This window comes from Corynebacterium sp. MSK195 (genome assembly GCF_030228885.1).
Lineage (GTDB): Bacteria > Actinomycetota > Actinomycetes > Mycobacteriales > Mycobacteriaceae > Corynebacterium.
In genome coordinates this window covers 14,828-39,335 of sequence record NZ_JASPGT010000012.1, presented here as the reverse complement: position 1 = coordinate 39,335, position 24,508 = coordinate 14,828, and the positions used below count along the sequence as shown (strand labels likewise).

The following is a 24,508-nucleotide window of genomic DNA, read 5'->3' as shown; positions in this document are numbered from 1 at the left end:
CAGGGGTGGGTGGTCAATCACAAGCTCGTCTACAAACTCATGCGCGAGATGGGGCTTCGAGCCAAGGTCCGCCAGCGCAGGCCATATGTTTCTTATAACGGGACGATCAGCCACATTGCCGACAACACACTTGACCGCAAGTTCACTCCAGATAAGCCAAATACCGTCTTTGTTAGCGACGTCACCGAGTTCAGGGTCGCAGGCCGCAAGGTCTACCTGTCACCGGTGATGGATCTGTTCGACCGTTCAATCGTTGCCCACACCGTGGCTACATCGCCGTCGACAGCGTTTACCGCCGATTCTTTAACTAAGACGATTAAAACGTGTGCGCCTGAGCCTGGGTGGATGATGCATACCGATCAAGGTTTCCAATACCAGCATTCGTCCTGGCGCAACCTGATTCATGACAACGGTGGTGTTCAGTCAATGTCGCGTAAAGCCAACTGTTACGACAACGCGGTCATGGAGAATTTCTTCGGGCACTTAAAAACCGAGATGTACCACGGAGAAGTCTTTGACACCGTCGCAGAGTTCAACCAGGCCATCGACGAGTACATCCAGTGGTACAACACCGAACGCATCCAACAACGACTCAAGGGCCTGACCCCGATGCAATATCGAAATCAGACCCTTGAAGCCCTAACCGCCTAGAATTAAACCAGTCCAACTTTCGGGGGCCAGTTCACGGATCTCGGGGCTTATTTGATCGAAACGTGCTCGCTACCCCAGGGCGCTAGAATGAAGGTCATGCGTCCTGAGCTTTCTTCTTATACCCATCTTGCCTCCGGCAAGGTCCGCGATATCTACGATGTAGACGAGAACACCCTGTTGATGGTGGTCTCGGACCGCATCTCCGCCTACGACCACGCCCTAGAGCCGGCCATCCCGGACAAGGGCCGCGTGCTGACCGCGACCTCGAAGTTCTTCTTCGACTCTATCGATTTCCCCAACCACTTGGCCGGCCCGCTCGATGATGAGCGCATCCCCGCCGAGTGCCTCGGTCGCGCGATGGTGGTCAAAAAGCTGGATATGCTGCCCTTCGAGTGCGTGGCGCGCGGCTTCCTCACCGGTTCCGGCCTGAAGGAGTACAAGGCCAACGGCACCGTGTGCGGTATCGAGCTGCCGGAGGGTCTGGTTGAGGCTTCCCGCCTGCCCGAGCCCCTCTTCACCCCGGCCACCAAGGCGGAACAAGGTGAGCACGATGAGAACGTCTCCTTCGACTTCGTGGTGGACAAGCTGGGCGCCGAGCGCGCCGAGGAGCTGCGCGCGGCCACCCTCCGCATCTACTCCGAGGCCGCCGCGCTCGCGGAGGAGAAGGGCATCATCCTCGCCGATACCAAGTTCGAGTTCGGCCTGGACAAGGACGGCACCCTCGTGCTGGCCGATGAGGTCCTTACCCCAGATTCCTCCCGCTACTGGCCGGCCGATTCTTACGTGGAGGGCGAGGTACAGCCGTCCTTCGACAAGCAATACGTGCGCAATTGGCTGACTTCCGACGCCTCCGGGTGGGATCAAGCCGCCGACGGCACCCCGCCCCAGCTTCCCGACGACGTCGTTTCCGCCACCCGCCTGCGCTATATCGAGGCCTATGAGCGGCTTTCCGGCGAGCGCTTCGCGGACTTCCTCTCGCTCGAGGCCTAGCTCTCGCTCTACGGGGCGCCACGCGTACAGTGGGGCGGCATGAGCAATGAGAATCTTTCCGCCCCGGTGGCTGCCGTCCACCCCGTGACCCGTTCCTTCCACGGACGCGAGTTCGTGGATAACTACGAGTGGCTGCGCGATAAGGAATCCCAGGAAACCCTGGATTACCTCAACGCAGAAAATGATTACACCAAGGCGAAGACCGCGCACTTGGATGAGATGACGGAGAATATCTTCCAGGAGATTAAGTCCCGCATCAAGCAAACCGATATGTCCGTGCCTTCTCGTCGCGGCGATTACTGGTACTACGGCCGCACCGAGGAGGGCAAGAGCTACGGCTACTCCTGCCGCCTCCCGGTAGAGGAGGGGGCCGATCCATGGACTGCCCCGGTTATCCCAGAGGAAGGCACCCCGGAAGGCGAGGAGATTATCCTTGACGCCAACGCGCTGGCGGAAGGCAAGGACTTCTTTGCCCTCGGCGCCGCCTCCATCTCTGATTCCGGCCGCTACCTGGCCTATTCCGTGGACTTCGCCGGCGACGAGCGCTTCGAGCTCTACATCAAGGACTTGGAAAGCGGCGCGCTTCTCGACGACCACCTCAAGGGCATCTTCTACGGCGCCACCTGGGCCGGCGACGGCTATATCTTTTACACGACCGTCGACGAGGCATGGCGCCCTGACGCCATCTGGCGACATAAGGTTGGCACCGCGCAGTCCGAAGACGTGCGGGTATTCAAGGAAGACGACGAGCACTTCAACGTCGGCATCGGCAGCGCTCGCTCCGATAAGTACCTCTTCCTTGGTGTGAGCTCCAAGGTGACCTCTGAGGTGTGGGTCCTCGAAGAAGACAACCCCGAGGGTGAATTCCGCCTGCTGTGGGAGCGCGAATCTGGTGTGGACTACGACGTCGATCACGCCGTCGTTAAGGGCGAGGACTACTGGATCGTCACCCACAACGCCACCGGCCCCAATTTCGAGGTCGGCTATACCAAGGCCAAAGATGGGCTGCCCACCCTACGTGACCTGCCGGCGCTCTTGCCGCACGAGGAAACCACCCGCATCGAGGGCGTGGACACCTACCGCGATCAGATTGTGGTGGGCTACCGCCGCGGCGGCATCGGCCGTGCCGCCATCATGCGCGTGAATGACGGCTTCAGCAAATTCGAGGAGCTCAACTTCGACGAAGAACTCTTCACCGTGTCCGTATCCGGCAACCCCGAGTGGGACGCACCGGTGCTGCGCGTGAGCTACGTGTCTTTCACCCAGCCCTCCCAGCTCTTTGATTACCGCGTGGATACCGGCGAATTTACCCTGCTCAAGGAGCAGGAGGTTCCCGGCGGTTATAACCCGGATGACTACGTGGCCTACCGCATGTGGACCACGGCTGCCGACGGCACCGACATCCCCGTATCCATTGTTCACCGCGCCGACCTCGACCGCACCCAGCCGAATCCGACCCTGCTCTATGGTTACGGTTCTTATGAGGTCAGCGTGGATCCGGCCTTCTCCGTTACCCGCCTGTCTCTTATGGATCGCGGCATGATCTTCGCCGTGGCCCATGTCCGCGGTGGCGGCGAGATGGGCCGCACCTGGTACGACGACGGAAAGATGCTCAAGAAGAAGAACACTTTCACCGATTTCATCGCTGTCGCCGATGACCTCATCGCCCGCGGCGTGACCACCGCGGATCAGATGGTGGCCGAGGGCGGCTCGGCCGGTGGCATGCTCATGGGCGCGGTTGCCAATATGGCGCCGGATCGCTTCACCGCCATCCAGGCCGTCGTACCGTTCGTGGACCCGCTGACCTCTATCCTCATGCCGGAGCTTCCACTCACGGTCCCTGAATGGGAAGAGTGGGGCGACCCGTACCACGATCCTGAGGTTTATGACTACATGAAGTCCTACTCACCGTACGAAAACATCGAGGCCAAGGACTACCCGGACATTCTGGCTATCACCTCGCTCAATGACACTCGCGTACTCTACGTTGAGCCGGCCAAGTGGATCGCCCAGCTGCGAACGACGGCCACCGGTGGCGAGTTCTTGCTCAAGACCGAAATGGCAGCAGGCCATGGCGGCGTGTCTGGCCGCTATGAAAAGTGGCGCCAGAACGCCTTCGAGTATGCGTGGACCATCAACAAGGCCACCGGCTTGGAGAAGTAAAACCTGGATAGGGGGCCAACGCGCGAATCCTGAATTCCTGTGCGATAATTTTCCTTATGAATGGCCACCTTCTGGTATCTATCTCCAGCATCTTTGATGACACACGGAAGCAGGCTAGCCGGCTCCTCTCGATCCTTGATCGGGAGGAGATTCCTGTTTCCCTGCTGATTGCCCCGCATATTGACGGCAACTGGCACCTCGCCAAAGACAAAGACACCAAGAAGTGGCTCCAAGACCAAGCCGATGCCGGCCGCGTTCTTATCCTGAACGGTTTTGATCGATCGGTGCAGGGCCGCCGCGCAGAATTCGCCAACCTCGATTCGCACGAGGCGAAGCTGCGCCTCGCCGGAGCTACCCGCCAGATGGCCAAGATCGGCTTCGAGCCCACCATCTTCGCGCCCCCACGCTGGCGCATGTCGCCCGGTACCTTGCAGGTCTTGCCGCAGTTCAAGTTTGAGGTAGCCGCCTCTACCCGCGGTATTCTCCAGATAAATTCTGGTAAGTTCCACCAGGCCCGCAACCTTTCTTTTGGTGAAGGCTTTGGTTCCGCCAAGTGGTGGCGAAAGAACATTATTCGCGCTGCTGAGCGCTCCGCCCAACGTGGCAATACGGTCCGCCTTTCGGTTTCCGGACGCAACCTGGATGACCGCAAGGTAATCAATGCTTTTGTCAAAGCCGCCGATCGGGCCATCAACGCCGGCGCGACCCCTGCCGACTACGGCGCTTACCTTTCAAAATAGCCCGCGCATTCCCTCGTCAGAGGCTCCGCGGAGCAACAAGCACAGCTTCGCGATTTTCGTCCATATAAACGCCCATTTCCGTCGACGGTTGCGGTGGTTTATATGGACGAAAGTCGTGAAATGACAAAAGGGCCCCGCCGCTAGGGAGTCTTCCTCCGAAGCATGCGGGGCTAGGGCTAATGGGTAATTAGCGCTGCAGGCTAGTGATGAAGTTCTTTACTTCCTTTGGCAGCATGACCCAGATGGGGGCCGGGATGGCCTTCTGGAGGTTGCCGGTCACGGCGAGGAAACCAGGGATGGCGACAAGGCCGGCGATGGCCGCGATGGCGGCGGCGATGCCTGCGCCGACGGAGCTAGTGCTGGAGCTAGAGCCAGAGGCAGGCTTATCCGCCTTTTCAGACGGGTTCTCGGAGGGATTGTCCTCAGGCTTACCTGGCTCATCGGAAGGCTCGTCTGCAGGATCGTCTGGCTGGCTGGCGGAGTCGTCCGCGCCGAGGGTAAAGCCGACCTTGACCGGGTCGTGGTCGGAGGCGCGGAATGGGGAGTCATCGTAGAAGTCCACGATGTTGTAGTTGCGGCGGGAGTATTCGAAGGCGACGGGTTCGTCGGCGTTGATGTTCCACACTTGGGCGTCGTCAAGCGTGCCGGTGGCAACCTTATTGGCCAGCACGTGGTCGAGGGTGCCAAGCAGGCCGGAGAACTGGTAGGAAGGGTCAGCCTCGTACTTTTCGGCGGGGACGGTGAAGCCGTCGTTACGGAAGGCATCGAGCGCGGTCTCGTGGGTGTAGGTATTGAAATCACCCAGGGCGAATAGCGGCTTGTCCTTCCAGTCTTCCTGCTTGTGCAGCGCATCGAGGACGGCCTGGGCCTGTGCGTTGCGGACGTTCGGGTTATTGCCCTGGCCGTCGCCGGAGTCGGCGTCGCCCTTGGCTACGGAGCCCTTGGACTTGAAGTGGTTGGCCACGGCAACGAAGGATTCCTCGCCCTCCTTTAACGGCTGGAACTCCTGGGCGAGTGGCTCGCGGGCGGTGCCGGTGAAGCGATCATCCTGGAAGATGCGGGATTCGCCGACGGGCTTGACCACATCCTTGTGGTAGATAAACGCGGTGCGGATGACATCCGGGGAGTCCGGTACGGCGTCCTCGGAAGGAGAGGGGACGAAGGCCCACTTCTCGGAACCGGCGGCCTCGTTGAGCTTTTCCGTCAGGTGCTTGAGGGCCTTATCGCGCTGGGCGAAGTCACCGGTGACGGCGTAGCCATCTTCGATTTCGGAAAGGCCGATGACGTCGGCATCGAGGCCGTTGATGGCGGCGACGATCTTGCGTTCTTGGTCCTCGAGTGCGGATTGGGTATAGGCGCCGCGGGTCTTACCGCGGTTGACGGTGACCTTATTGCCCTCGCGATCGGTGTAGGCGCTGCCGCCGAATTCCTCGCCCAGGGAGGTGAAGTAGTTCAGCACATTGAAGGCGCCGATGGTGTATTCGCCCTTGACGTCATCGATGGCGTGCAGCTCGGCCTCGCGGGAGTTTTCCCAAGAGATGGGCAGGTCTGCGCCCTTGGTGTTGCCGGTGACCGGGGTGGTGGGCTGGAAGCGCCACTGGTCGTGGGAGAAGCCCACGATGACCGGGTGCTGGAAGGTCACGGTATCGGTGGTGCGCAGGGACTTGATGGTCTGGGCATCATCCTGGGCGATGTACGGCAGCGGGGTATTCTGGTCGGTCTTGAGATAGTCGCGGGTGCGGCCATCGTCCAGGGTGACCAGCTTATCGGCGTTGTCCTTGGTCAGCTTCTGGATATCGGAGTTGGGATCTGTGGAGGGGGAGAAGATATCGGAAGGCTGGCGCAGGGCTTCCTTGCCCGGGGCGAGGCCGACCTCGCCGTACTGGTTGAGCGAGTAGTTATTGGTCACGGTGTGCTCGGCTGGCTGGATGAGCATGTGCTCGAAGGGCTCGCGGGCTTCGGTGCCATCGGGAAGTTGGTCTACCTTGAGCGGGGTGACCTTCTCCAGCGGGGTATCGAGCTGCGTGACCGCGGAGGCGGTGAGCTGGGTGGAGCCATAGAATTCGGAGACCTTGCCGGTTACCTCGACGGAATCCTCCAGGGCAGGGTACTGATCGGCTGGTTTGTTACCCATGTAGACAAAGATGGCCTGGGAGGCGTCGGTGGCCTCGGCGCCAGTACCTCCGGTCTGGATGGTGAAGCCATTGAGTCCGCCTTCGGACCACACACCGGTGACGACGCCCTCGGTGGCCACGGTCTGGTCCTTGAGCGGGGATTCGGCGCCGGTGCCCTGGATATCCGCGATGGCGGTGATGCCCTCGGGAGCAGGCTGCTCGGGCTCGGTCGGATTCTCAGGCTGCGGGGCGGGGGCCTCGTTACCGGAGTTGGTTGGGGTGGGTTCGCCGATGGTGAAGTCGGCGGCGTTGTCATCGCTATCGGTGCCCTCGGCGTTACGGGAGGCGGACTTGGCATTGGACAGGCCCGCGGCGGCGGTGCCTTCCTTGAGGGAAGCGGCGCCGTAGCCGATGGCGTCGATGGGGGTACCGGTGGCGTCGGCAAGCTGCACGGAGCCCTTGGAGCCGGACATGTTGAGGTTGCCCTCGGCATCTGGGGCAGGCAGGGCCTCGCCCGCGCCATTGCCAGCCGCGCCCTGCACTAGGAAGTAGCCGTGCGGGGCGATGGTGCCGGAAAGCTCCACCTTGCCGCCGGTATTGCCGGAGGCGGAGAAGTACTCCACGGTGTAGCCGGTCAGGTCAATCGGGGCATCGGTGGGGTTATAGAGCTCGATGAAGTCATGGGTGAAGGCAGCGCCCTTATTGCCGCCGCCCCCGTAGACCTCGGAGATGACTGTGGCGGAGCCATCGGTGGCGGCCGTGGCGGTAGGAACGGCAAGGGCGGCAGAGGACAAGGCGGTGGCAAGTGCCAGCGCGCCGAGGCGGCGAGAAGACATAGATTCAACCTTAAAAAGAGAGCGACAGTGTGCGTCGTCTATTAGTAGAGCACCGCGCCGGGCCAGGCTGGAGCGCACGCCGAAGTTTGCCAGAGCGTCGTTTGGGGTTCACGTAGAGTTTGCTCAACCGGGGTGAAACCCACACTGCGGGGGTGAGTCTAGGTAAAAGGCGGGGGTGCCAACTAAACTAAGCCGCGCAGACCAAAGCCCCATACAGTAAGGCAAATATTTCATGGCTCGTGTAGTTGTCAATGTCATGCCCAAGGCGGAAATTCTGGATCCGCAGGGCCAAGCCGTCGTCCGCGCGCTGGGTCGCATCGGGGTATCCGGTGTCAGCGATGTGCGCCAGGGAAAGCGCTTCGAGCTCGAGGTCGATGACTCCGTCACCGCAGAGGACTTGGAGAAGGTAGCCGCCACGCTGCTGGCCAATACCGTCATCGAGGACTACGAGGTTGTTGGGCTGGAGGTCAAGTAAGTGACCGCCACAATCGGAGTAATCACTTTCCCCGGAACCCTGGATGATGTGGACGCCGCTCGCGCTGCCCGCACCGCCGGCGCAGAGGTCAAAAGCCTCTGGCACGCAGATACCGATCTGCACGGCGTGGATGCGGTAGTAGTGCCGGGCGGTTTTTCTTATGGTGACTACCTGCGCTCGGGCGCCATTTCCGCTCTCGCGCCGGTGATGCAGTCCGTCATTGATCGTGCCAAGCAAGGCATGCCGGTGCTCGGCATCTGCAATGGCTTCCAGATCCTTACCGAGGCGGGCCTGCTGCCAGGCGCGCTGACCCGCAATAAGGGCCTGCACTTCCACTGCACCGATACCTACCTCGAGGTGGCCAATTCCACCACCGCGTGGACTAGCGAGTTTGAGCAGGGGCAGAAGATCTTGGTGCCGGCCAAGCACGGCGAGGGTCGCTTCCAGGCCGGCGATGATGATATCGCCCGCATCGAGGGTGAGGGCCGCGTGGTCTTCCGCTATACCGATAATTACAACGGTTCCGTCAACGGCATTGCCGGTGTGAGCGATGAGTCCGGCCGCATCGTGGGCCTCATGCCGCACCCCGAGCACGCCATTGACACGCTAACCGGCCCATCCACCGATGGACTGGGACTTTTCGTATCCGCCATCAAGGCCGTCGCCCAGGCGCCGGCGGTTTAAGGAGGCCATTTTCATGACCGTTCATAATGACACCGTAGAAAAGGCGCAGTCCACCCCGGACGAGCAGCAGCCCTACGCGGAACTCGGCCTGAAGGATGACGAGTACCAGCGCATCCATGACATCCTGGGCCGCCGCCCCACCGATGCGGAGCTGACCATGTACTCCGTCATGTGGTCGGAGCACTGCTCCTATAAGTCTTCCAAGACGCACCTGCGTTACTTTGGTGAGACCATGACCGAGGAGATGGGGGAGAAGATCCTCGCCGGCATTGGTGAGAACGCCGGCGTGGTGGATATTGGAGACGGCAACGCGGTGACCTTCCGCGTGGAGTCCCACAACCACCCCTCCTACGTGGAGCCTTACCAGGGTGCGGCTACCGGCGTGGGCGGCATCGTCCGCGACATCATGGCTATGGGCGCTCGCCCGATTGCCGTGATGGATCAGCTGCGCTTTGGGCCTGCCGACGCCCCCGATACCAAGCGCGTCCTTCCCGGCGTTGTTTCCGGTATTGGTGGCTACGGCAACTCCCTGGGCCTGCCCAATATTGGCGGCGAGACCGTCTTTGATGAGACCTATGCCGGTAACCCGCTGGTCAACGCCCTGTGCGTGGGCACCCTCAAGGTCGATGACCTGAAGCTCGCCTTTGCCTCTGGCAAGGGCAACAAGGTCATGCTCTTCGGTTCCCGCACCGGTCTGGATGGCATCGGCGGCGTGTCCGTGCTGGCCTCCGATACCTTCGAGGACGGCGCCGAGCGCAAGCTGCCGGCCGTGCAGGTGGGCGACCCCTTCGCGGAGAAGGTCCTCATCGAGTGCTGCCTGGACCTCTACCACGCCGGTGTGGTCGTAGGCATCCAGGACTTGGGCGGCGCGGGCCTGGCCTGCGCCACCTCCGAGCTGGCGGCCTCCGGTGATGGCGGCATGGAGGTCAACCTCGATAACGTGCCGCTGCGCGCGCAGAATATGACCGCGGCCGAGATCCTCGCCTCCGAGTCCCAGGAGCGCATGTGCGCCGTTGTGGCTCCGGAGAACGTGGCGAAGTTCCGCGAAATCTGCGAGCACTGGGACGTCACCTGTGCCGAGATCGGCGAGGTCACTGAGGGTAACCACCTGGTCATCCGCCACCAGGGCGAGGTCGTCGTGGATGCCCCAGCCGGCACCATTGCAGACGAGGCTCCGGAGTATGACCGCCCGTATGCCCGCCCGGAGTGGCAGGACGAGCTGCAGAAGTACCAGGGCACCGACAAGCGTGGCCTGGTTGAGGCCCTGCAGAAGCTCGTGTCCTCCCCGGCGCTGTGCTCGCGCGATTTCATCATGAACCAGTATGACCGCTACGTGCGCGGCAATACCGTCCAGTCCCACCATGCGGACGCCGGCGTCCTGCGCATCGATGAGGAGACCGGCCGCGGCGTGGCCGTTTCTGCCGATGCATCCGGCCGCTACACCAAGCTGGATCCGAATATGGGCGCCCGCCTCGCGCTGGCTGAGGCCTACCGCAACGTCGCCGTCACCGGCGCCAAGCCCGTCGCGATCACCAACTGCCTGAACTACGGCTCCCCGGAGAACCCCGACGTTATGTGGCAGTTCCGCGAGTCTGTGCATGGGCTTGCCGACGCCGCCGTGGAGCTTTCCATCCCCGTCTCCGGCGGCAACGTCTCCTTCTACAACCAGACCGGCGAAGAGCCGATCCTGCCCACCCCAGTGGTGGGCGTGCTGGGTGTTATCGATGACGTACACAAGGCCATCGGCAACGAGCTGGGCACCGTGGGCGAGAAGGAAGTGCTCATCGCCCTGGGTGAAACCAAGGACGAGTTTGGCGGCTCCATCTGGCAGCAGGTCAGCGCCGATACCTCCGATGCTTCCTCCCTCAATGGTCTTCCGCCGCAGGTAGACATGGCCAACGAGAAGCGCCTGGCCGAGTTCTTCCACGGCAATGAGCTGCTCACCGCGGCACACGATATCTCCGAGGGCGGCCTTGCCGTCACCGCTTTTGAGATGGCAAAGCGCGCCGGTGCTACTGCCGACGGCGCCGGCCTGGGCCTCAACCTGGACCTCACCGCGGTCCACGAAGACGAGTTCGTCGCCGCCTTTTCCGAGTCCGCCTCCCGCGTGCTCGTGGCCACCACCGCTGACCGCGCCGATCAAGTGCTTGCCCGCGCCGGCGAGCTCGGCATTCCTGCCGCCATCGTTGGCGAGACCACCGAAACCGGCGCCCTTACCCTCGGCGGCGAGTCCGTCGCCATCTCCCAGCTGGTCTCCGCCTGGTCCGCCACCCTGCCGGACCTCTTCGACCACGCTGTGGGCGCTAACTCCGTGGTGGAGTAAACCGCTCTCCATTCCTCGTCGCTCGAAGGCGCGGATACGCGAAAAGCCCAGCTTCGGCTGGGTTTTTCTTGTTTTGTTCCATTAATCCACCGCTGCAACCGCAGCGTTCGTCGAGCGTTACGTAACGAGGTCCTTGAAGGCCTCTGCCTATGCCCGTACACTTACGGTATCGTAAGTTATCCGTTGCGGGTCAGTGGAAGGGACGTACCGCCGTGGCACAGATTCATGCGAATAGCGCGCCGGGGCCGGGCCTTGTCCAGCGCACTTATTGGATGGCCGATCGAGGGCCAAGGCCGCTAAGCCGTGGCTGGGGACATGCGATTGCAGCATTGCTGTCGGTGATTGCCTCCACCGTGCTCATTACCTATGCGTGGATGACGCTGCAGTGGTGGCAGGGGCTTGGTGTAACTGTTTACGGAGTGGGGCTGGTCGGGCTTTTCGGCGTCTCGGCGCTCTACCACCGCTACCCCTGGGCTAGTGCGCGTGCCGTGCAGTGGTGGCGGCGAGCGGACCACGCGACCATCTCGGTGTTTATTGCCGCGACATATACGCCGCTGTGCCTCATCGTGTTATCGCCGGTACAGGCGGCATGGATGCTAGGCGTTGCCTGGGGTGGGGCCATTTTGGGTGCGGTGCTCAACTTGGTGTGGATTAACCACCCGCGCTGGTTGGACGTGATGGTCTACCTAGCGCTGGGCTGGCTGGTGCTGCCGCTTCTCCCCACGCTGTGGACGCAGGCGGGGGCCGCTGTGGTCTGGCTGCTCTTTGCCGGCGGCGTGGTGTACTCGCTAGGCGCGCTGGTCTATGGCTTTAAGTGGCCAGGGCGCAACGCGCGTTACTACGGCTACCACGAGCACTTCCACACCGCGACCATCGCGGCTGCGGTGGTACACCTCGTGGCGGTGTGGATGGTCGTCGTCTAGGGGTAGGGCGACATTAGCAGGTCTATCTCCTCCACCCAGGAATTGCCGGACTGTCTGTAAACTCCTTTTTAAGTGTAAGGGGGTACACATGCTGACGCCGCTACGGTGGGTATTCACCTAGGAGTCATGAGACTCGAAAACTCAACGTGCTTTTGCCCAGCCGATCACGGCTGCGCCGATAGTAGCCCACATGACGTGGACAAGAAGTAGCACTAGAAGCGCGGCGCTGATGGTATCCATCCAGCCCATTCTCAACGTCAGTGCTGCAGGTTGGGTGGACAAAGTATGAGTGCCAAGACAGCAGGTACCTACGGGAAATGTGCTAGCCCACCACGTGGGGTTATAAGACATGGGGGTGCTTCCTAGGGCCGCTCCCCAGTGCTTGCTGATGGCGTAAATGGCCAGCGGGATGCCAAGTCCGAGCATCGCTACACCGTAGACCATTGCGCGGAAGTGCCATTGTTCACCTGCAAGCAATTGTGCTCCCGCGGTAGATTGGCCTACCAGCCCGAGCGGGATCCAAGCAGTAGCAGCGAAGCTGGTAGGAACTTTCGGAATGGTACGCAGGTAAACGAAGGCGAATGTAGGCACTCCTGTAAGCCATGCCAATGCAAAACTGATTACGCCGATGCTGTGGACTATCGATCCCCACTCGCCGGCGTGCGGTGCCAACTGAGCTGAGGAGGTGGCCGCAACCATGGGGGCGACCAGCGGTAGTCCCCAGGTGAAAGCGGGGGCTGACGGGTGATCGCAGATGAGAAACATGAGAAAACGGATGCACGTCACCGCGCCGAGAACCGTTCCTATTGCCCAGCACAAGGTATGAACCGACCAGGCATCATATATGAGGGAGTAGGCGCTACCCAAAGAAAGTATGCCCATAGATACCATGCCCCAAGCGGGCATGTCAGCGGTGTAAAATCCCGGATTGTGGTGCTTTAGAAACCCAAATACGAGCGATATAGCAAGAATAGTTGCAGCCCCAAGCATGGCTTTCGAGGGGGCCGGGCCTAATAGGGGAGTTACGTGTACGTCGATAAGAGTAGAAGAGATTCCGAGGCCCATAACGGCCCCGGCCCAGCCTGGGCCGAGCGGGGGAAGGTCTATCTCGTTCTGAATTTTTAACATGCGCTTGAGGCTATGCTTTACGGCAGAATTGCGGGAGGGCGTTCATTCTGGTCGGGGTTACAATGAAAATATGTACCCCTCGCGAATCGGTAGTAGTGATGACTTTTTACCAGTTCGGCGCGGATTTGTCCCCGATGCCCAGACAGTCGACGCTGTACTTGCTGTGGCACGGTATGGGGGTATGAATCAGGCCGCCATACACCTGAATGTCTCCCAACAGTCGGTGAGTAATCGCATTGCCAATTTTGAAAGGCATCTAAATCAACGCATTTTTTGGCGTGGAGCTGCGGGTAGTTTTACTACGGAAGTCGGCTCCCAGGTTGTCCGGGTACTCGAGGTGCTAGAGGAGGCCTTGAACGACTGCGCGCGTGGTCTTGAGAGAGCCATCGGTGAAGACGTCACCGAGGAAATTAAATTGGTGGTCTCGCATACAGTCGCCGAGGTAGATTACCCGCGCTGGGCTGCGGCGTTTCAACGTGCTCACCCGAAAACTTTTCTGCGTATGCGCCAGCTCAATAGCCGGGAGGCCCAGCGCCATGTAGTACAGGGATTGGCGGATTTAGCCATTGTGGAAGGTAACTGGGTATCCCATGAACTGCACCAGCGCGTAGCCGGACACGACGAACTCGTTGTTGTCGTCCCTGCAGGGCATTATTGGGCTCGCGCGGATAGCCGAAGTGGATCTGGGGCTCCTACAGTATCCGAACCATTGAAGGGGGTGGCTGCGGTATCTAAAGAGGAGCTGCAGACTACTCCTTTGGTTCTGCGTGAGCAGGGAAGCGGCACGCGGGAGGTAGTAGAGGACATTCTGGGGTCACTCGCTCCTCCTGCAGGAGAATTTGGATCTCTGGGGGCGCAACGCGCTGCTATAGGCGCTTTAGGCGCTCCAGGGGTTATAGCAAGGCGAGCAGTGGAGTCGCAGTTGTCTACCGGCGAGTATGTAGAGGTTCCGGTAGCTGGGATCAAGTTTGACCGGCCCCTACGTGTGGTGTGGAGCTCGCAGAACCGACTCCCAGAGCCGGCTCACCGGTTTCTTCGCTTCCTGGCGGACTATGCGCACGGGGACGAGGTCGAAACTAAGCGTGGCTGATGAAAACTCGTTCATTAATGTTGTGTCTCCACCAGCCGGTACTCCAAGGCGAGTGTTTATTCAGCGTGGGCGAAGAGATCTTCAGCATCGGTGCCGGTCGTAATCGCGGCGGCGAGCAGCATGCGGGCTTGGGGAGCGCGTAAGGTGCCAGAGGAGATAACGCCGGCGTCGGCAAGCGTGGCACCGCCACCGGCCCCGCCGTAAATTCCCTCCACCGGGCCGTGATCCACGCGGGTGGTGAGCACAACCGGAACCTTCTTGGCCGCGGCCTTAGCGGCTTGGGCTAGCTCGTCGCCGATATTGCCGGCGCCCATTCCCTCAATCACGATGCCTTCGGCGCCGCTGTCCAAGGAGCGCTGGATAAGATCGGCCGGCGCGCCGGGGTAGGCGGCGATGATATCGACGCGGGTATTGCCCAGCGGCTTAAACTTCAGGGCCTTCGGGCGCTGAGGCTGCTTCTTGCCATTGTTATTGGCAAAGCCATCGGCTTTGGTGGTGTCGGACTTGAAAGCACCACGGGCCGGGATGACGTGATCCGCGAAGGCGATGAAGGTACCGCGGCCCTGGTTGGCGGCATCGGTGACGGTTGTGATCGCTAGTGCTAGGTTGTCCGGACCATCCGGATCCGGGTCATCAAAGGGGCGCATCGCTCCGGTAAGGGCTACCGGCTTATCGCTGTCCTGGAAGGTATCGACGGCGATGGCGGTCTCTTCCATGGAATCGGTGCCGTGGGTGACCACTACGCCATCGACATCATCGCGCTGTAGTTCCTTATTTACGGCCTCGATGATGGTATCGGTATCGTCCAAGGTCATCGCGGAAGAATCCAGCTTGGCAATGTCTTTGACCTCTAACGTGAGCTTGTCCTGGTCAAAGGTGCCGGAAAGGGGCTCCACCAGCTTGGAGCCGGTAACGGTGGGAACCACCGCACCTGTCTTATCGTGCGTGCTGGCGATAGTGCCGCCGGTAGAAAGGACCACCACGTGGCCCTCGGCGGTGGCGCGTGGACCCTCGCTTTCCGTTGTGGCGGTTTCGGTGGTTTCCTCTGAGGTTGCTAGCGCGGAACTGGTGGCGCTCTGCGGCGCGGAAGACACGGGTGCGGCGGCCGAAGTCTCCTCTTCCGGGCGGTTATCCGGATTTTGGCAGGACGCCAAGAGGAATGCGGAAGTTACTAAGGCAAGGCCGGCACGGGCCGAGCGACGCATTGTTGGGGTGTGCATAATCCCTCGTTTCTGTGTGTGGGAGGCGAAAGCGAGCGGCGGGAATCGTCGGCCGCATATACGTCCATCTAACGCAGAAAGGCGGGGAGCCCGCTGCCACTATGGACTTGCTAACACCGAAACGAGGGGAGAGCGGCTAGTCGATGTGCTGATTCGTCGGCGCCACCACTAGCGGCTTCGGCGAGTATTTGGCGCGCAGCCCGCGCAGGAGAGTGGCGTGCTCGGCTAGGCGCTTGTCTTCCTCGGTATGCGGGTGGAAGGGGCGGGCCACTTGCGGCTGGCCATCGTGGTCCAGGGCGATATAGGCCACGGTGGCATGAATGGCGGTCTGCAGGTTATCGCGGCCGCCGCGAGGGTTGCCAGAGCGGACGTGGATGGACATCTGCATGGAGCGGGTATCGGTGCGCATCATGCGAGCGTCGACCTCGATGAGATCACCGATGGAAATAGGCCTGTAGAAGCGGATGCCACCGGCGTAGACGGCCACGGTGCGCTCGGCGGACCACTCCATGGTGCAAGCTGCACCGGCTTCATCGATCCACTGCATGGCGGTGCCGCCGTGGACCTTGCCGCCCCAGTTGACGTCGGTGGGCTTGGCTAGGAAGCGGTTGACCATGCGCGGGGCGTCGGAAGGCCCATCATAGGTTTGCTTTTCCATCTCTTCCTCGATGGCCTTGCGCAGCTCAATGCGGGACTTGGCAGCCTCTTCCACGCGGCGTTGCTCATCAGTCTCCGGCACGAAGGAAGGCACTGGGGTGGATTTACCGGTCGCTGGGTCCTTAGCCACGAAAATAACCAGGCAATCGCAGGCACGGGTAAAAATGCCTTCGCGCGGGTCGGCAGAAAGCACCTCGTTGACGATGTGCATGGAGGAACGGCCGGTCATGGCGATGCGCGAGCGCACCTCCACGATGTGCCCGGAAGGGATCGGCCGGGTGAAGTGGATATGGCCAACGTATGCGGTCACGCAGTACTGGCCGGACCATTGCACGGCGCAGGCATAGGCGGCCTTATCAATCCATTCCAAGACGCGTCCGCCGCTGATGCCGGGGGCGCCGGCCATGGTGACGTCGGTTGGCGATGCCATAAAGCGCAGCGTCAGCGCCGGCGATTTCTGATTTTCCGCAACGGAAGGCGTAGGTGACATAAACAACAAGATAACAGTAGCTATGATGTAGCTATGAAAAAGCCCGTCGATCCCGCAGCCACCCGCGCGGCCGTCATGGCCATCAAAGACTGGATTGCCGCCCCGGCGGAGCACGATAAGCCTGGTAGGGCCCTGCTTGCCGACGCCGTCCGCCGCACCGCCCGCACCCTCGAAGCCGATGCGCCGGGCCATTCCGTGGAGCTGCGCGTACCCCCATTTGTTGCGGTGCAGTGCATTGAAGGACCCCGCCATACCCGCGGCACCCCACCCAATGTGGTGGAGACCGACCCGGAAACCTGGCTGCGCCTTGCCACCGGATTGGCGGACTGGGAAGAGGCCGTAAACACTGGTCGCGTCGATGCTTCCGGCTCCCGCGCAGGCGAAATTGCGCAGTGGTTGCCGCTTATTCCGTTAGTTTCCATCGGCGCGACAGGCTAATATAAACGCCGTGGTAGAAGTACATACTCCTAGTATCACCAATCTTGACGATCAGAATGAGCAGGAGCCCCGCGAAGAGTGCGGCGTCTATGGCGTTTGGGCTCCCGGGGAGGAAGTCTCCAAGCTGACCTACTTTGGTCTCTTCGCCCTGCAGCACCGTGGCCAGGAGGCTGCCGGCATTGCGGTGGGCGATGATGACCGCATCGTCGTCTTCAAGGACATGGGCCTCGTGGCCAATATCTTTGATGAGTCCACCCTGTCTGCCCTCCAAGGAAACGTGGCGGTGGGCCACACGCGCTATTCCACCGCCGGCGGCAAGGAATGGTCCAATGTCCAGCCGATGTTTTCTACCTCCTCCACCGGGGCAGACATCGCCCTTGGACACAACGGCAACCTGGTCAACTACCTGGAGCTGCGCGAGGAGGCCGTGCAGCGCGGCTTGATTAAGCCGCACGAGGAGTCCGTATCTGACTCCATGTGCTTGTCTATGCTGCTTGCCGACGGCGTAGATGAAGACACCTCCGTCTTCGACTCCGCCCGTGACTTGCTCCCGCGCGTGAAGGGCGCATTTTGCCTGACCTTTACCGATGGTCACACCATGTACGCCGCGCGCGACCCGCACGGCGTGCGCCCGCTGGTCCTCGGCCGCTTGGCCAAGGGCTGGGTGGTGGCCTCCGAGACCTGTGCGCTCGATATCTGCGGCGCTCAGTTCATCCGCGAAATTGAACCCGGCGAGCTCGTCGCCATCGATGAGGCTGGCATCCGATCCGTGAACTTTGCGCCAGCCAAGCGCCACGGCTGTGTCTTCGAGTACGTCTACTTGGCCCGCCCGGATAGCGATATCAAGGGCCGCTCCGTCAACGCCTCCCGCGTGGACATCGGCCGCCGCTTGGCCCGCGAATACCCGGCCGAGGGCGCGGACCTGGTCATCCCGGTTCCCGAATCCGGCAACCCGGCCGCCGTGGGCTATGCCCGCGAATCCGGCATCACCTTCGCCCACGGCTTGGTCAAAAACGCTTATGTGGGCCGCACCTTCATCCAGCCCACCCAGACCCTGCGCCAGCTGGGCATCCGCTTGAAGCTTAACCCGCTGCGTGAAGTCATTAACGGCAAGAAGCTCGTCGTGGTGGATGATTCCATCGTCCGCGGCAATACCCAGCGCGCGCTCATCCGCATGCTGCGCGAGGCCGGCGCCGCCGAGGTGCACGTGCGCATCGCCTCCCCGCCAGTGAAGTGGCCGTGCTTCTACGGCATCGACTTCGCCTCCCCGGGCGAGCTGATCGCCAACGCCAGCCCCTCCGACGATCCGGAAACCGTCTGCGCCACTATCTGTGACACCATCGGCGCCGATTCCCTGGGCTTTGTCTCTATCGAGGAGATGGTGGCCGCCACCGAGCAGCCCCGTTCCGAGCTGTGTACCGCCTGCTTCTCGGGCGAGTACCCACTCGGCCTGCCCGCCGGAAACTCCAATGCAGACGCCGTGCGCACCCTGCTCGGCACCGAATAACAAAGGACACCTGAAACCATGAGTGACAATACTTACGCAGCAGCCGGCGTCAGCATCGAAGAGGGCGACCGTGCCGTGGAACTTTTCGCCCCGCACGCTAAGCGTGCCACCCGCCCTGAGGTTCTGGGCGGTCTTGGCGGCTTTGCCGGCCTGTTCAAGCTCGGCGATTACAAGGAGCCCATCTTGGCCGCCGGTTCCGACGGCGTCGGCACCAAGTTGGCCGTGGCCCAGGCCATGGATAAGCACGACACCATCGGCATCGACCTCGTCGCCATGTGCGTGGACGACCTCGTTGTGTGTGGCGCGGAGCCACTCTTCCTGCAGGACTACATTGCCGTGGGAAAGGTCGTGCCGGAAAAGGTAGCCGAGGTAGTCAAGGGCATCGCCGAGGGCTGCGTGCAGGCCGGCGCCGCGCTGCTGGGCGGCGAGACCGCCGAGCACCCCGGCATGATGGAAGAAAATGAATACGATGTCTCCGCCACCGCGGTCGGCGTCGTTGAGGCCGATGGGGTACTCGGCCCAGACAAGGTCCGTGATGGCGACGTACTCATCGCCATGGGCTCTTCCGGCCTACACTCCAATGGCTACTCCCTGGCCCGCCACGTCCTGCTGGAGCAGGCTGGCATGCCACTCGACGGCCACGTGGAAGAGCTTGGCCGCCCCCTCGGCGAGGAGCTGCTGGAGCCCACCCGCATTTACGCCAAGGACTGCCTGGCTTTGGCTAGCGAGTGCTCCGTATCCACCTTCTGCCATGTCACCGGTGGTGGACTGGCTGGCAACCTCGAGCGCGTCATTCCAGAAGGCCTAGCGGCCGATATTAACCGCGCCACCTGGACCCCGGGCCAGATCTTCAAGCTCATCTCCTCGGTGGGCAAGGTCGAGATGGCAGAAATGGAGAAGACCTTCAACATGGGTGTCGGCATGATTGCCGTAGTCAATCCTGAAGACCGTGACCGTGCCCTGGCAATGCTTACCGCACGCCACATCGATGCGTGGGAGCTGGGCATCGTCCGCTCCGCTTCCGGCGAGGAGCCGCGCGTGGTCATGCACGGCGAGCACCAAAACTTCTAGCAGGGCCTGCCGCCCTGCCAGGGGAGGGTATGAGGAAGGGCCCTAGGAGATTTCCTAGGGCCCTTGAGCTATCCGGCGGCGAGCGGAAGATTAGCGTTCGTCGCGGTCGGCATCATCCCATTCGTCGACGTAGTCGGCGTATGGGTCATCCTCTTCATAATCGCGGGAGTCACCCTCTTGCTGTGCGGCGAGTTCCCGTTGCAGGGACTCGATATCCATCTCGGGTGAGTTGTACTTGAGCTGGCGTGCAACTTTGGTCTGCTTTGCCTTTGCGCGTCCGCGTCCCATGTGCATGACCCCCTTGGGTTAGTAGGGCGCGCCAGGGATTCTTGGGCGCCCCATCGACTTGTCTATTGAGTATCTTCCTGTAAGACACAATAGCCTGTGTGACGAAAAAATTCCGCACCGCCCCCTAGCTAGTGGGAGATTTACCGCCCGCGCAGCCGGTTTACTGCCTCGCGCCCAGCCTTGGGGCCCTCATCCTCGGGGATGGAGGAAGGATCGATAGACGCCGCGGTATCGACCACTTCTAGGGCGCCGACGTCCAGCGCAGAGCGCTTCACTAGGCCTAGGGCGATGGGGCCGAAATCGCAGTCATCCACAATCGTGCCGATGCGGCCTACCTTACGTCCATTGAAAGTAATGTCATCGCCCACATTTGGACGTTGCGGCGCGGAGCCGTCGAGGTGCAGCTGCACCAATAGGCGAGGGGAGCGGCCCAGATTTTCTACGCGCGCCACCGTTTCCTGGCCGCGGTAGCAGCCCTTATTGAGGTGAACGTGGGCCGGATTGGCGGCGCTGCGGCTGATCCACTGCGGCACCTCGTGGGGGATGGACTTATTATCCAGATCCGCCGCCAGCTCCGGCTCGCGGGCGCGGACGCGTTCGGCGGTAAACGCCATGAGCCCCGCTAGCCGGGCACCGGATTCCTCCAAGTGTTTCGTTGCCTCGACCAAGGATTCGCGCGGAATACCCAGGTCAACGCGCTTGATTCCCGGCCACTGGACCTGACGGGAAAACTCCACCATGGGTGGCAGTGAAACATCGGCCTCACCCAGGAGGGTAAGGATGGCGAGATCGGCTTCCTCAACGGTGACCTCGGACCAAAAGACCATCATGGTGAGGAACTTAAAGAGGGAGTCGAATTGCGCCGCGGGGACGTCGATAAGAAAGGCATTGTCGGTCCGCACGATATCCATGTGGTGGAGGATGTGGCCTTGGATGTCCAGGTTGAGGGCGCCGGCGGTGAAACCCACGGGGGCGTCGTCAAGCTTCTGTGAAAGCAGATTATTCAGAAACTCGGCGGCGTCTTTGCCGCTCACGCGAATGACGCGGCGCTGGGAGCGGTCAATGACCACGGTGCCGCCATCGGCGGCCCTTTGCTCGCCCAGCGGATTGCCATAGTGCCAGGCCACGCCCTGGGCATCGAGTACGGTCGCGTCCTGGTGCTCCGCGGCACCGGCGCGCTGCAGAAGAGGCGAAGAATAACTCACAACTACCGATGGTAGGGCATAATCAAAAGTATGAAGTTTTCGCCGCGAAAAGAGCCGGTCATCTACGTTGTGGAGCCCTTTGGAGGGTCGGTACGCAGGCACATGCCCGCGCTGCCTCTTGTCTACGCCGATGATGCCGCGGTCACCCGCGGCGATGGCATCTTTGAATCCCTGCTCGTGCGCGGAGGCAAAGCCGCTAACCTGCAGCGCCACGCGCAGCGCTTCTGCGATTCAGCCCGCACGATGAACCTGCCGGAGCCGCCCATAGACAAGTGGGAAGAAGCCACCCGGCTCGCCATCGCGGACTTCTGCGGGGGCGAGCAAGGCGATGCTAAATGCACGTGGACCTATACCCGCGGGCGCGCCTCTACGGGGCGGCCGAGCGCGTGGGTTGTTGTGCAGCCGATTGAGGACAAGGTGCTAGAGCAGCGCGCCCACGGCGTCGCCGTCATGACGAGCCCCCGCCTGTGGCACGTGGCGGAGGAATTGCCCGCCAAGACGCTCAATTACGCGGCCACCATGGCGATGCTGCGCATGGCGCGGGAGAAGGGCTTTGAGGATCTCATCCTCACCGATCCGGACACCGGAGAAATTCTTGAAGGCGCCACCTCTACCGTGGTGGCCGTCAAAGGCGAGAAACTGCGCACCGCCGCCGGCCGCGGCATCCTGCCCGGCACCACGCAAGCGGCGCTCTTCGCCCACGCCAAAGAGAAAGGCTATCGCTGCAAGGCCAAGCCGCTGAGCGTAGAGTATCTGGAAAAAGCGGACTCGGTGTGGTTGGTGTCCTCGGTGCGCGTTGCCGCGCGCGTTACAAGGCTCAATGACAAAAAATTAAAGGCCCCGGACAACGTGGACGTCATCCGAGACCTTATTGATGCAGCTCTTGGGGCTTAGCCGGCGATGCGGGTGAGCTCCGCGGACATGTAGGGGCGCATCTCGCCATCCACCATGCGCTCGTCTACCCAGCCCAGATTGTTATTGGGCATGAGGCCGTACATGCGCTTGCCTGGGCCCAAGTTCTTCGGACCGGTTTCCGTGACCATGGTGGAGGCGGATTCCAGCTGCCATGCGCGGTCATTGAAGGGTTCGCCGTAGAAGATTTCCACGATGCCGGTAGAAGAGGTGTAGGTGACCTCGATTTCATCCTTTTCCGAGATACGCCAGAAGCCAGTCTCGCGCACAGACGGGCCTTCCGGCTTGCCTTCGGTATCGATCTTCCAGGTACGGGAGCTAAAGGTCAGGTAATTTTCGCCATCGTGGGCGATGACCAGCTGCTGGCCAAAGGTGTACTCCTGACCCTTCGTATCGTGGGCCTGGCCCTCGCCCTGCCAGACTCCAACAAGGGGGAGTAGTCCCAGCAGGCCGTCGTGCAGCGACGGGCCCTGGCGCAGGTTCGCGGTATCGTCCGGTACCGGGGTATCGCCCAGCTCGAGAGCGGGGATATTGCGGCTAGCGGCGTCCTTCCACTGCTCGGCAGCCTGGTTCACGGCATCGTTGCCATTGAGTTTTCCAGGATCATTTTCCGGGTGGGAAGCCGCGGTGGTTTCGATGTTTTCAGGGGTGGTTTCATTACTATTTTCGCTCATGGGCGTCCAGCCTAGTCGTGCACCCGCCTTTTTAACTACTAGACTTGGGCCTCGTGCATGCATTGATGATCTCGAATCCCAACTCGACCTCACAAACCAACGCCCTCTTCCGCCAAATCGTTCCCTGCCTACAAGCGGTAGAGGGCCTGCACCTCAAAGTGAAATTTACGCATTACCCTGGCCATGCAGAAGAGATGGTCAAGGGAATGACCAGGGACGACTACGACGTCATCATTGCTGTGGGCGGAGACGGAACCGTCAACGAGGTGGTCAACGGGCTACTCGGCCCGGCTGATGGGCAGCGCCCCGATCCTCACTCCATTCCGGCGCTGGCCGTAATTCCTACCGGCTCCGCCAATGTCTTTGTGCGCGCCTTAGGCTTTCCCAATACCCCGGTGGAGGCTACCCATGTGCTGGCGCGCATGCTCGACCGGGATCTGCGCCGCACCATCTACCTAGGAACGTGGAACGAGCGGTGGTTTGCCGTCAATGCTGGCTTCGGTTTGGACGCAGACGTGTTGGCGCGAGTGGATCGTGCCCGCGAGCAAGGTTTTGCCGCCACCCCGCTGCGCTACCTCAACGTCGCCATTCGGGCCTGGAGCCGCGCGCGGAAGAACCCACCGCATATTGCGGTGACAGCCGAGTCCAGTGATGGCGAGCGGCTGCACAAGAATGATGTGCCGCTGATGTTTACCTCAAATACCAACCCGTGGACATTCTTGGGCCCGCTGCCGGTGGTGACAAATCCGCGCAACTCCTTTGATGAGGGATTGGCTCTGTTTGGGCTGGAGGAGTTTAGCGGGCTCGGCGGCGTCGTCGGCCTGCTGCACCTCTTCGGTGCCGATAAGCGCGGATGGCTCAATACGCTCACCAAAGAAAAGACGGTGGCCTTCGACGACGCCATGCGGGTTGAGCTAGTCTGCCGCGAACCGCAGCGCTTCCAAGCCGATGGAGAATCGGAGGGGCGCTTTGATGCGGTTACCTTGGCCTCCGTGAAGGATGCCATCGAGGTATTCGCCCCGCAGGATAGGAGAGAGGTCCATCAGCGCACGATGAAGGAAGTGCTGCGGGACTTTATTCGCCTGCGCTAGTCTGCGGCGCGGGGCCGACTCGGTGCTTGGTATCGGCGGCCTTCTTTTCCGCCTCTTCCACGGCTTTTTGCTCCGAGCCTTCAATCTCTAGCGGGGAGAGCTGGGCCAGCTGCACCTTAATATTGCGGCGCTGTACCTCGAAGGAAATGGTGCCGCCCTGCATCTTTACCGCGGTCGCTTGGGCCGGAAGCGGCAGCTGCCGGGTATCGAAGTTGAGGGAAAAGGCCTTTTGCAGGCGCTCATCGTCCGTGTCATAGACCTGCATGCGAAACTCCGGACCAACCAGGCGGAGGGTGACCTTGGCGGTGGACTTGTGGGCGTCGCCAGGCAGGGTGCCCGTTAGCTCTGCTTCTGCAGAGGTGCCACCGGAGGGGGAAATATCGTCTGGGTTAGCAATCGAGAGATCGGTAATCCCCAACAAGCGGCCCAGCGCCACACCATCCAAAGAAATGCCGCGCGAGTAGGTGGAAACGGGCGCGCCCTCAATATCTCCATTCATTACCTGCTCTGGGGTGACGGTGATATCGCGCAGCACGGTCGAAGCATTGACCATGCCCAGCTTGGGCACCTCCACATCCAGCGCCTTGACCTCGAGATAAGGGATTTCCTTCGAGGCCGCCGCCCACACGTAGGGGGTGCCGCCGATGAAAACATCCGGCGTATTATCCAGCCGCGAATTGGCTTTCACGGCTTGCGCCACCTTGTGTTCCGTGTGCATAGCCACGCAGGCATCCGCCACCCAGGCCGCAAGGAGCACACACACCACGAGGAGGACGTGCACGATGCGCCGGTCAATCTTTAGAACACTCACCCTTTCATTCTTACCCTACGTATTCTG

22 protein-coding genes are annotated in these 24,508 nt (G+C 61.5%); 14 read left to right on the top strand and 8 right to left on the bottom strand.

The window, feature by feature from the left end; all coding sequences use genetic code 11:
- The 4 genes from QP909_RS10395 to QP909_RS10380 form a co-directional block, all read left to right on the top strand.
- The coding region (locus QP909_RS10395) for an IS3 family transposase (protein WP_284767188.1) at positions 1-651 on the top strand (651 nt) is incomplete at its 5' end.
- A 96-nt stretch (positions 652-747) separates the two neighbouring features.
- On the top strand, positions 748-1,641 hold the full coding sequence (locus tag QP909_RS10390; RefSeq protein ID WP_284767187.1) for a phosphoribosylaminoimidazolesuccinocarboxamide synthase: 894 nt from the start codon (positions 748-750) through the stop codon (positions 1,639-1,641).
- A 39-nt stretch (positions 1,642-1,680) separates the two neighbouring features.
- Positions 1,681-3,804: a S9 family peptidase gene (locus QP909_RS10385; RefSeq protein WP_284767186.1), complete on the top strand. Its 2,124-nt coding sequence runs from the start codon at positions 1,681-1,683 to the stop codon at positions 3,802-3,804.
- 56 nt (positions 3,805-3,860) lie between these two features.
- Positions 3,861-4,544 (top strand): DUF2334 domain-containing protein, encoded by a 684-nt coding sequence (locus tag QP909_RS10380; RefSeq protein WP_284767185.1) that lies wholly within the window; start codon positions 3,861-3,863, stop codon positions 4,542-4,544.
- A 187-nt stretch (positions 4,545-4,731) separates the two neighbouring features.
- On the opposite strand, the gene QP909_RS10375 is transcribed toward QP909_RS10380, so the two are convergent.
- Positions 4,732-7,494 carry an ExeM/NucH family extracellular endonuclease gene (locus QP909_RS10375; RefSeq protein WP_284767184.1) on the bottom strand — a complete coding sequence of 921 codons (2,763 nt, stop codon included), beginning with the start codon at positions 7,492-7,494 and terminating at the stop codon, positions 4,732-4,734.
- Between the two features lie 232 nt (positions 7,495-7,726).
- Here QP909_RS10375 and purS point away from each other — a divergent pair, with 232 nt between their 5' ends.
- The 4 genes from purS (at position 7,727) to trhA (ending at position 11,899) form a co-directional block, all read left to right on the top strand.
- Entirely contained in the window at positions 7,727-7,969 is a 243-nt protein-coding gene (gene purS, locus QP909_RS10370) for a phosphoribosylformylglycinamidine synthase subunit PurS (RefSeq protein ID WP_150850979.1), read from the top strand.
- Entirely contained in the window at positions 7,970-8,653 is a 684-nt protein-coding gene (gene purQ / locus QP909_RS10365; RefSeq protein ID WP_005325791.1) for a phosphoribosylformylglycinamidine synthase subunit PurQ, read from the top strand.
- Between the two features lie 13 nt (positions 8,654-8,666).
- Positions 8,667-10,976 (top strand): phosphoribosylformylglycinamidine synthase subunit PurL, encoded by a 2,310-nt coding sequence (gene purL, locus QP909_RS10360; protein ID WP_284767183.1) that lies wholly within the window; start codon positions 8,667-8,669, stop codon positions 10,974-10,976.
- Positions 10,977-11,248: 272 nt separating this feature from the next.
- Complete coding sequence (trhA, locus tag QP909_RS10355; RefSeq protein WP_284767189.1) at positions 11,249-11,899, top strand: PAQR family membrane homeostasis protein TrhA; 651 nt, start codon at positions 11,249-11,251, stop codon at positions 11,897-11,899.
- 141 nt (positions 11,900-12,040) lie between these two features.
- On the opposite strand, the gene QP909_RS10350 is transcribed toward trhA, so the two are convergent.
- A complete protein-coding gene (locus tag QP909_RS10350) occupies positions 12,041-13,027 on the bottom strand; it encodes an SLAC1 family transporter (protein WP_284767182.1) in 987 nt (328 codons plus the stop codon).
- On the opposite strand from QP909_RS10350, the gene QP909_RS10345 reads away from it, so the two are divergent.
- Positions 13,026-14,117 (top strand): LysR family transcriptional regulator, encoded by a 1,092-nt coding sequence (locus QP909_RS10345; protein WP_350309225.1) that lies wholly within the window; start codon positions 13,026-13,028, stop codon positions 14,115-14,117. The two genes, QP909_RS10350 and QP909_RS10345, sit on opposite strands and share 2 nt — an antisense overlap.
- A 56-nt stretch (positions 14,118-14,173) precedes the next feature.
- Here QP909_RS10345 and QP909_RS10340 read toward each other — a convergent pair whose 3' ends face one another.
- Both QP909_RS10340 and QP909_RS10335 read right to left on the bottom strand, forming a co-directional pair.
- Entirely contained in the window at positions 14,174-15,337 is a 1,164-nt protein-coding gene (locus tag QP909_RS10340) for an asparaginase (protein ID WP_284767181.1), read from the bottom strand.
- Between the two features lie 136 nt (positions 15,338-15,473).
- Positions 15,474-16,484: an acyl-CoA thioesterase gene (locus QP909_RS10335; RefSeq protein ID WP_284767180.1), complete on the bottom strand. Its 1,011-nt coding sequence runs from the start codon at positions 16,482-16,484 to the stop codon at positions 15,474-15,476.
- A 33-nt stretch (positions 16,485-16,517) separates the two neighbouring features.
- On the opposite strand from QP909_RS10335, the gene QP909_RS10330 reads away from it, so the two are divergent.
- From QP909_RS10330 to purM, 3 genes are read left to right on the top strand one after another with little or no spacing between them, the layout of a single operon-like run.
- Entirely contained in the window at positions 16,518-16,922 is a 405-nt protein-coding gene (locus QP909_RS10330) for a sterol carrier family protein (RefSeq protein WP_284767179.1), read from the top strand.
- Positions 16,923-16,932: 10 nt separating this feature from the next.
- Positions 16,933-18,429 carry an amidophosphoribosyltransferase gene (gene purF, locus QP909_RS10325; RefSeq protein WP_284767178.1) on the top strand — a complete coding sequence of 499 codons (1,497 nt, stop codon included), beginning with the start codon at positions 16,933-16,935 and terminating at the stop codon, positions 18,427-18,429.
- A gap of 18 nt (positions 18,430-18,447) precedes the next feature.
- On the top strand, positions 18,448-19,500 hold the full coding sequence (gene purM, locus QP909_RS10320) for a phosphoribosylformylglycinamidine cyclo-ligase (protein WP_284767177.1): 1,053 nt from the start codon (positions 18,448-18,450) through the stop codon (positions 19,498-19,500).
- A gap of 90 nt (positions 19,501-19,590) precedes the next feature.
- Here purM and QP909_RS10315 read toward each other — a convergent pair whose 3' ends face one another.
- Positions 19,591-19,788, bottom strand: coding sequence for a DUF3073 domain-containing protein (locus tag QP909_RS10315; RefSeq protein ID WP_193387586.1), 198 nt, complete (start codon positions 19,786-19,788; stop codon positions 19,591-19,593).
- A 140-nt stretch (positions 19,789-19,928) separates the two neighbouring features.
- The gene (gene ygfZ / locus QP909_RS10310; RefSeq protein WP_284767176.1) at positions 19,929-20,993 is read right to left on the bottom strand and encodes a CAF17-like 4Fe-4S cluster assembly/insertion protein YgfZ; all 1,065 of its coding nucleotides are present in this window, start codon (positions 20,991-20,993) and stop codon (positions 19,929-19,931) included.
- 30 nt (positions 20,994-21,023) lie between these two features.
- Between ygfZ and QP909_RS10305 the strand changes: the two genes are divergently transcribed.
- Positions 21,024-21,887, top strand: a complete 864-nt coding sequence (locus QP909_RS10305) for an aminodeoxychorismate lyase (protein ID WP_284767175.1) — start codon at positions 21,024-21,026, stop codon at positions 21,885-21,887.
- Here QP909_RS10305 and QP909_RS10300 read toward each other — a convergent pair.
- A complete protein-coding gene (locus QP909_RS10300; RefSeq protein WP_284767174.1) occupies positions 21,884-22,579 on the bottom strand; it encodes a heme-binding beta-barrel domain-containing protein in 696 nt (231 codons plus the stop codon). The two genes, QP909_RS10305 and QP909_RS10300, sit on opposite strands and share 4 nt — an antisense overlap.
- A gap of 53 nt (positions 22,580-22,632) precedes the next feature.
- On the opposite strand from QP909_RS10300, the gene QP909_RS10295 reads away from it, so the two are divergent.
- Positions 22,633-23,670 carry a diacylglycerol/lipid kinase family protein gene (locus QP909_RS10295; RefSeq protein ID WP_284767173.1) on the top strand — a complete coding sequence of 346 codons (1,038 nt, stop codon included), beginning with the start codon at positions 22,633-22,635 and terminating at the stop codon, positions 23,668-23,670.
- On the opposite strand, the gene QP909_RS10290 is transcribed toward QP909_RS10295, so the two are convergent.
- Positions 23,654-24,481, bottom strand: coding sequence for an LmeA family phospholipid-binding protein (locus QP909_RS10290; protein WP_284767172.1), 828 nt, complete (start codon positions 24,479-24,481; stop codon positions 23,654-23,656). The two genes, QP909_RS10295 and QP909_RS10290, sit on opposite strands and share 17 nt — an antisense overlap.
- Positions 24,482-24,508 lie beyond the last annotated feature (27 nt).

Bases quoted from the DNA above. Each gene is read 5' to 3' on its own strand.
- QP909_RS10345 (WP_350309225.1), top strand. From the start codon at position 13,026: ATGCGCTTGAGGCTATGCTTTACGGCAGAATTGCGGGAGGGCGTTCAT.
- purL (WP_284767183.1), top strand. From the start codon at position 8,667: ATGACCGTTCATAATGACACCGTAGAAAAGGCGCAGTCCACCCCGGAC.
- QP909_RS10300 (WP_284767174.1), bottom strand. From the start codon at position 22,579: ATGAGCGAAAATAGTAATGAAACCACCCCTGAAAACATCGAAACCACC.
- trhA (WP_284767189.1), top strand. From the start codon at position 11,249: ATGGCCGATCGAGGGCCAAGGCCGCTAAGCCGTGGCTGGGGACATGCG.
- QP909_RS10305 (WP_284767175.1), top strand. From the start codon at position 21,024: ATGAAGTTTTCGCCGCGAAAAGAGCCGGTCATCTACGTTGTGGAGCCC.
- QP909_RS10340 (WP_284767181.1), bottom strand. From the start codon at position 15,337: ATGCACACCCCAACAATGCGTCGCTCGGCCCGTGCCGGCCTTGCCTTA.
- QP909_RS10335 (WP_284767180.1), bottom strand. From the start codon at position 16,484: ATGTCACCTACGCCTTCCGTTGCGGAAAATCAGAAATCGCCGGCGCTG.
- QP909_RS10390 (WP_284767187.1), top strand. From the start codon at position 748: ATGCGTCCTGAGCTTTCTTCTTATACCCATCTTGCCTCCGGCAAGGTC.
- QP909_RS10315 (WP_193387586.1), bottom strand. From the start codon at position 19,788: ATGGGACGCGGACGCGCAAAGGCAAAGCAGACCAAAGTTGCACGCCAG.
- QP909_RS10375 (WP_284767184.1), bottom strand. From the start codon at position 7,494: ATGTCTTCTCGCCGCCTCGGCGCGCTGGCACTTGCCACCGCCTTGTCC.
- purS (WP_150850979.1), top strand. From the start codon at position 7,727: ATGGCTCGTGTAGTTGTCAATGTCATGCCCAAGGCGGAAATTCTGGAT.
- QP909_RS10385 (WP_284767186.1), top strand. From the start codon at position 1,681: ATGAGCAATGAGAATCTTTCCGCCCCGGTGGCTGCCGTCCACCCCGTG.
- QP909_RS10380 (WP_284767185.1), top strand. From the start codon at position 3,861: ATGAATGGCCACCTTCTGGTATCTATCTCCAGCATCTTTGATGACACA.
- purM (WP_284767177.1), top strand. From the start codon at position 18,448: ATGAGTGACAATACTTACGCAGCAGCCGGCGTCAGCATCGAAGAGGGC.
- QP909_RS10330 (WP_284767179.1), top strand. From the start codon at position 16,518: ATGAAAAAGCCCGTCGATCCCGCAGCCACCCGCGCGGCCGTCATGGCC.
- QP909_RS10350 (WP_284767182.1), bottom strand. From the start codon at position 13,027: ATGTTAAAAATTCAGAACGAGATAGACCTTCCCCCGCTCGGCCCAGGC.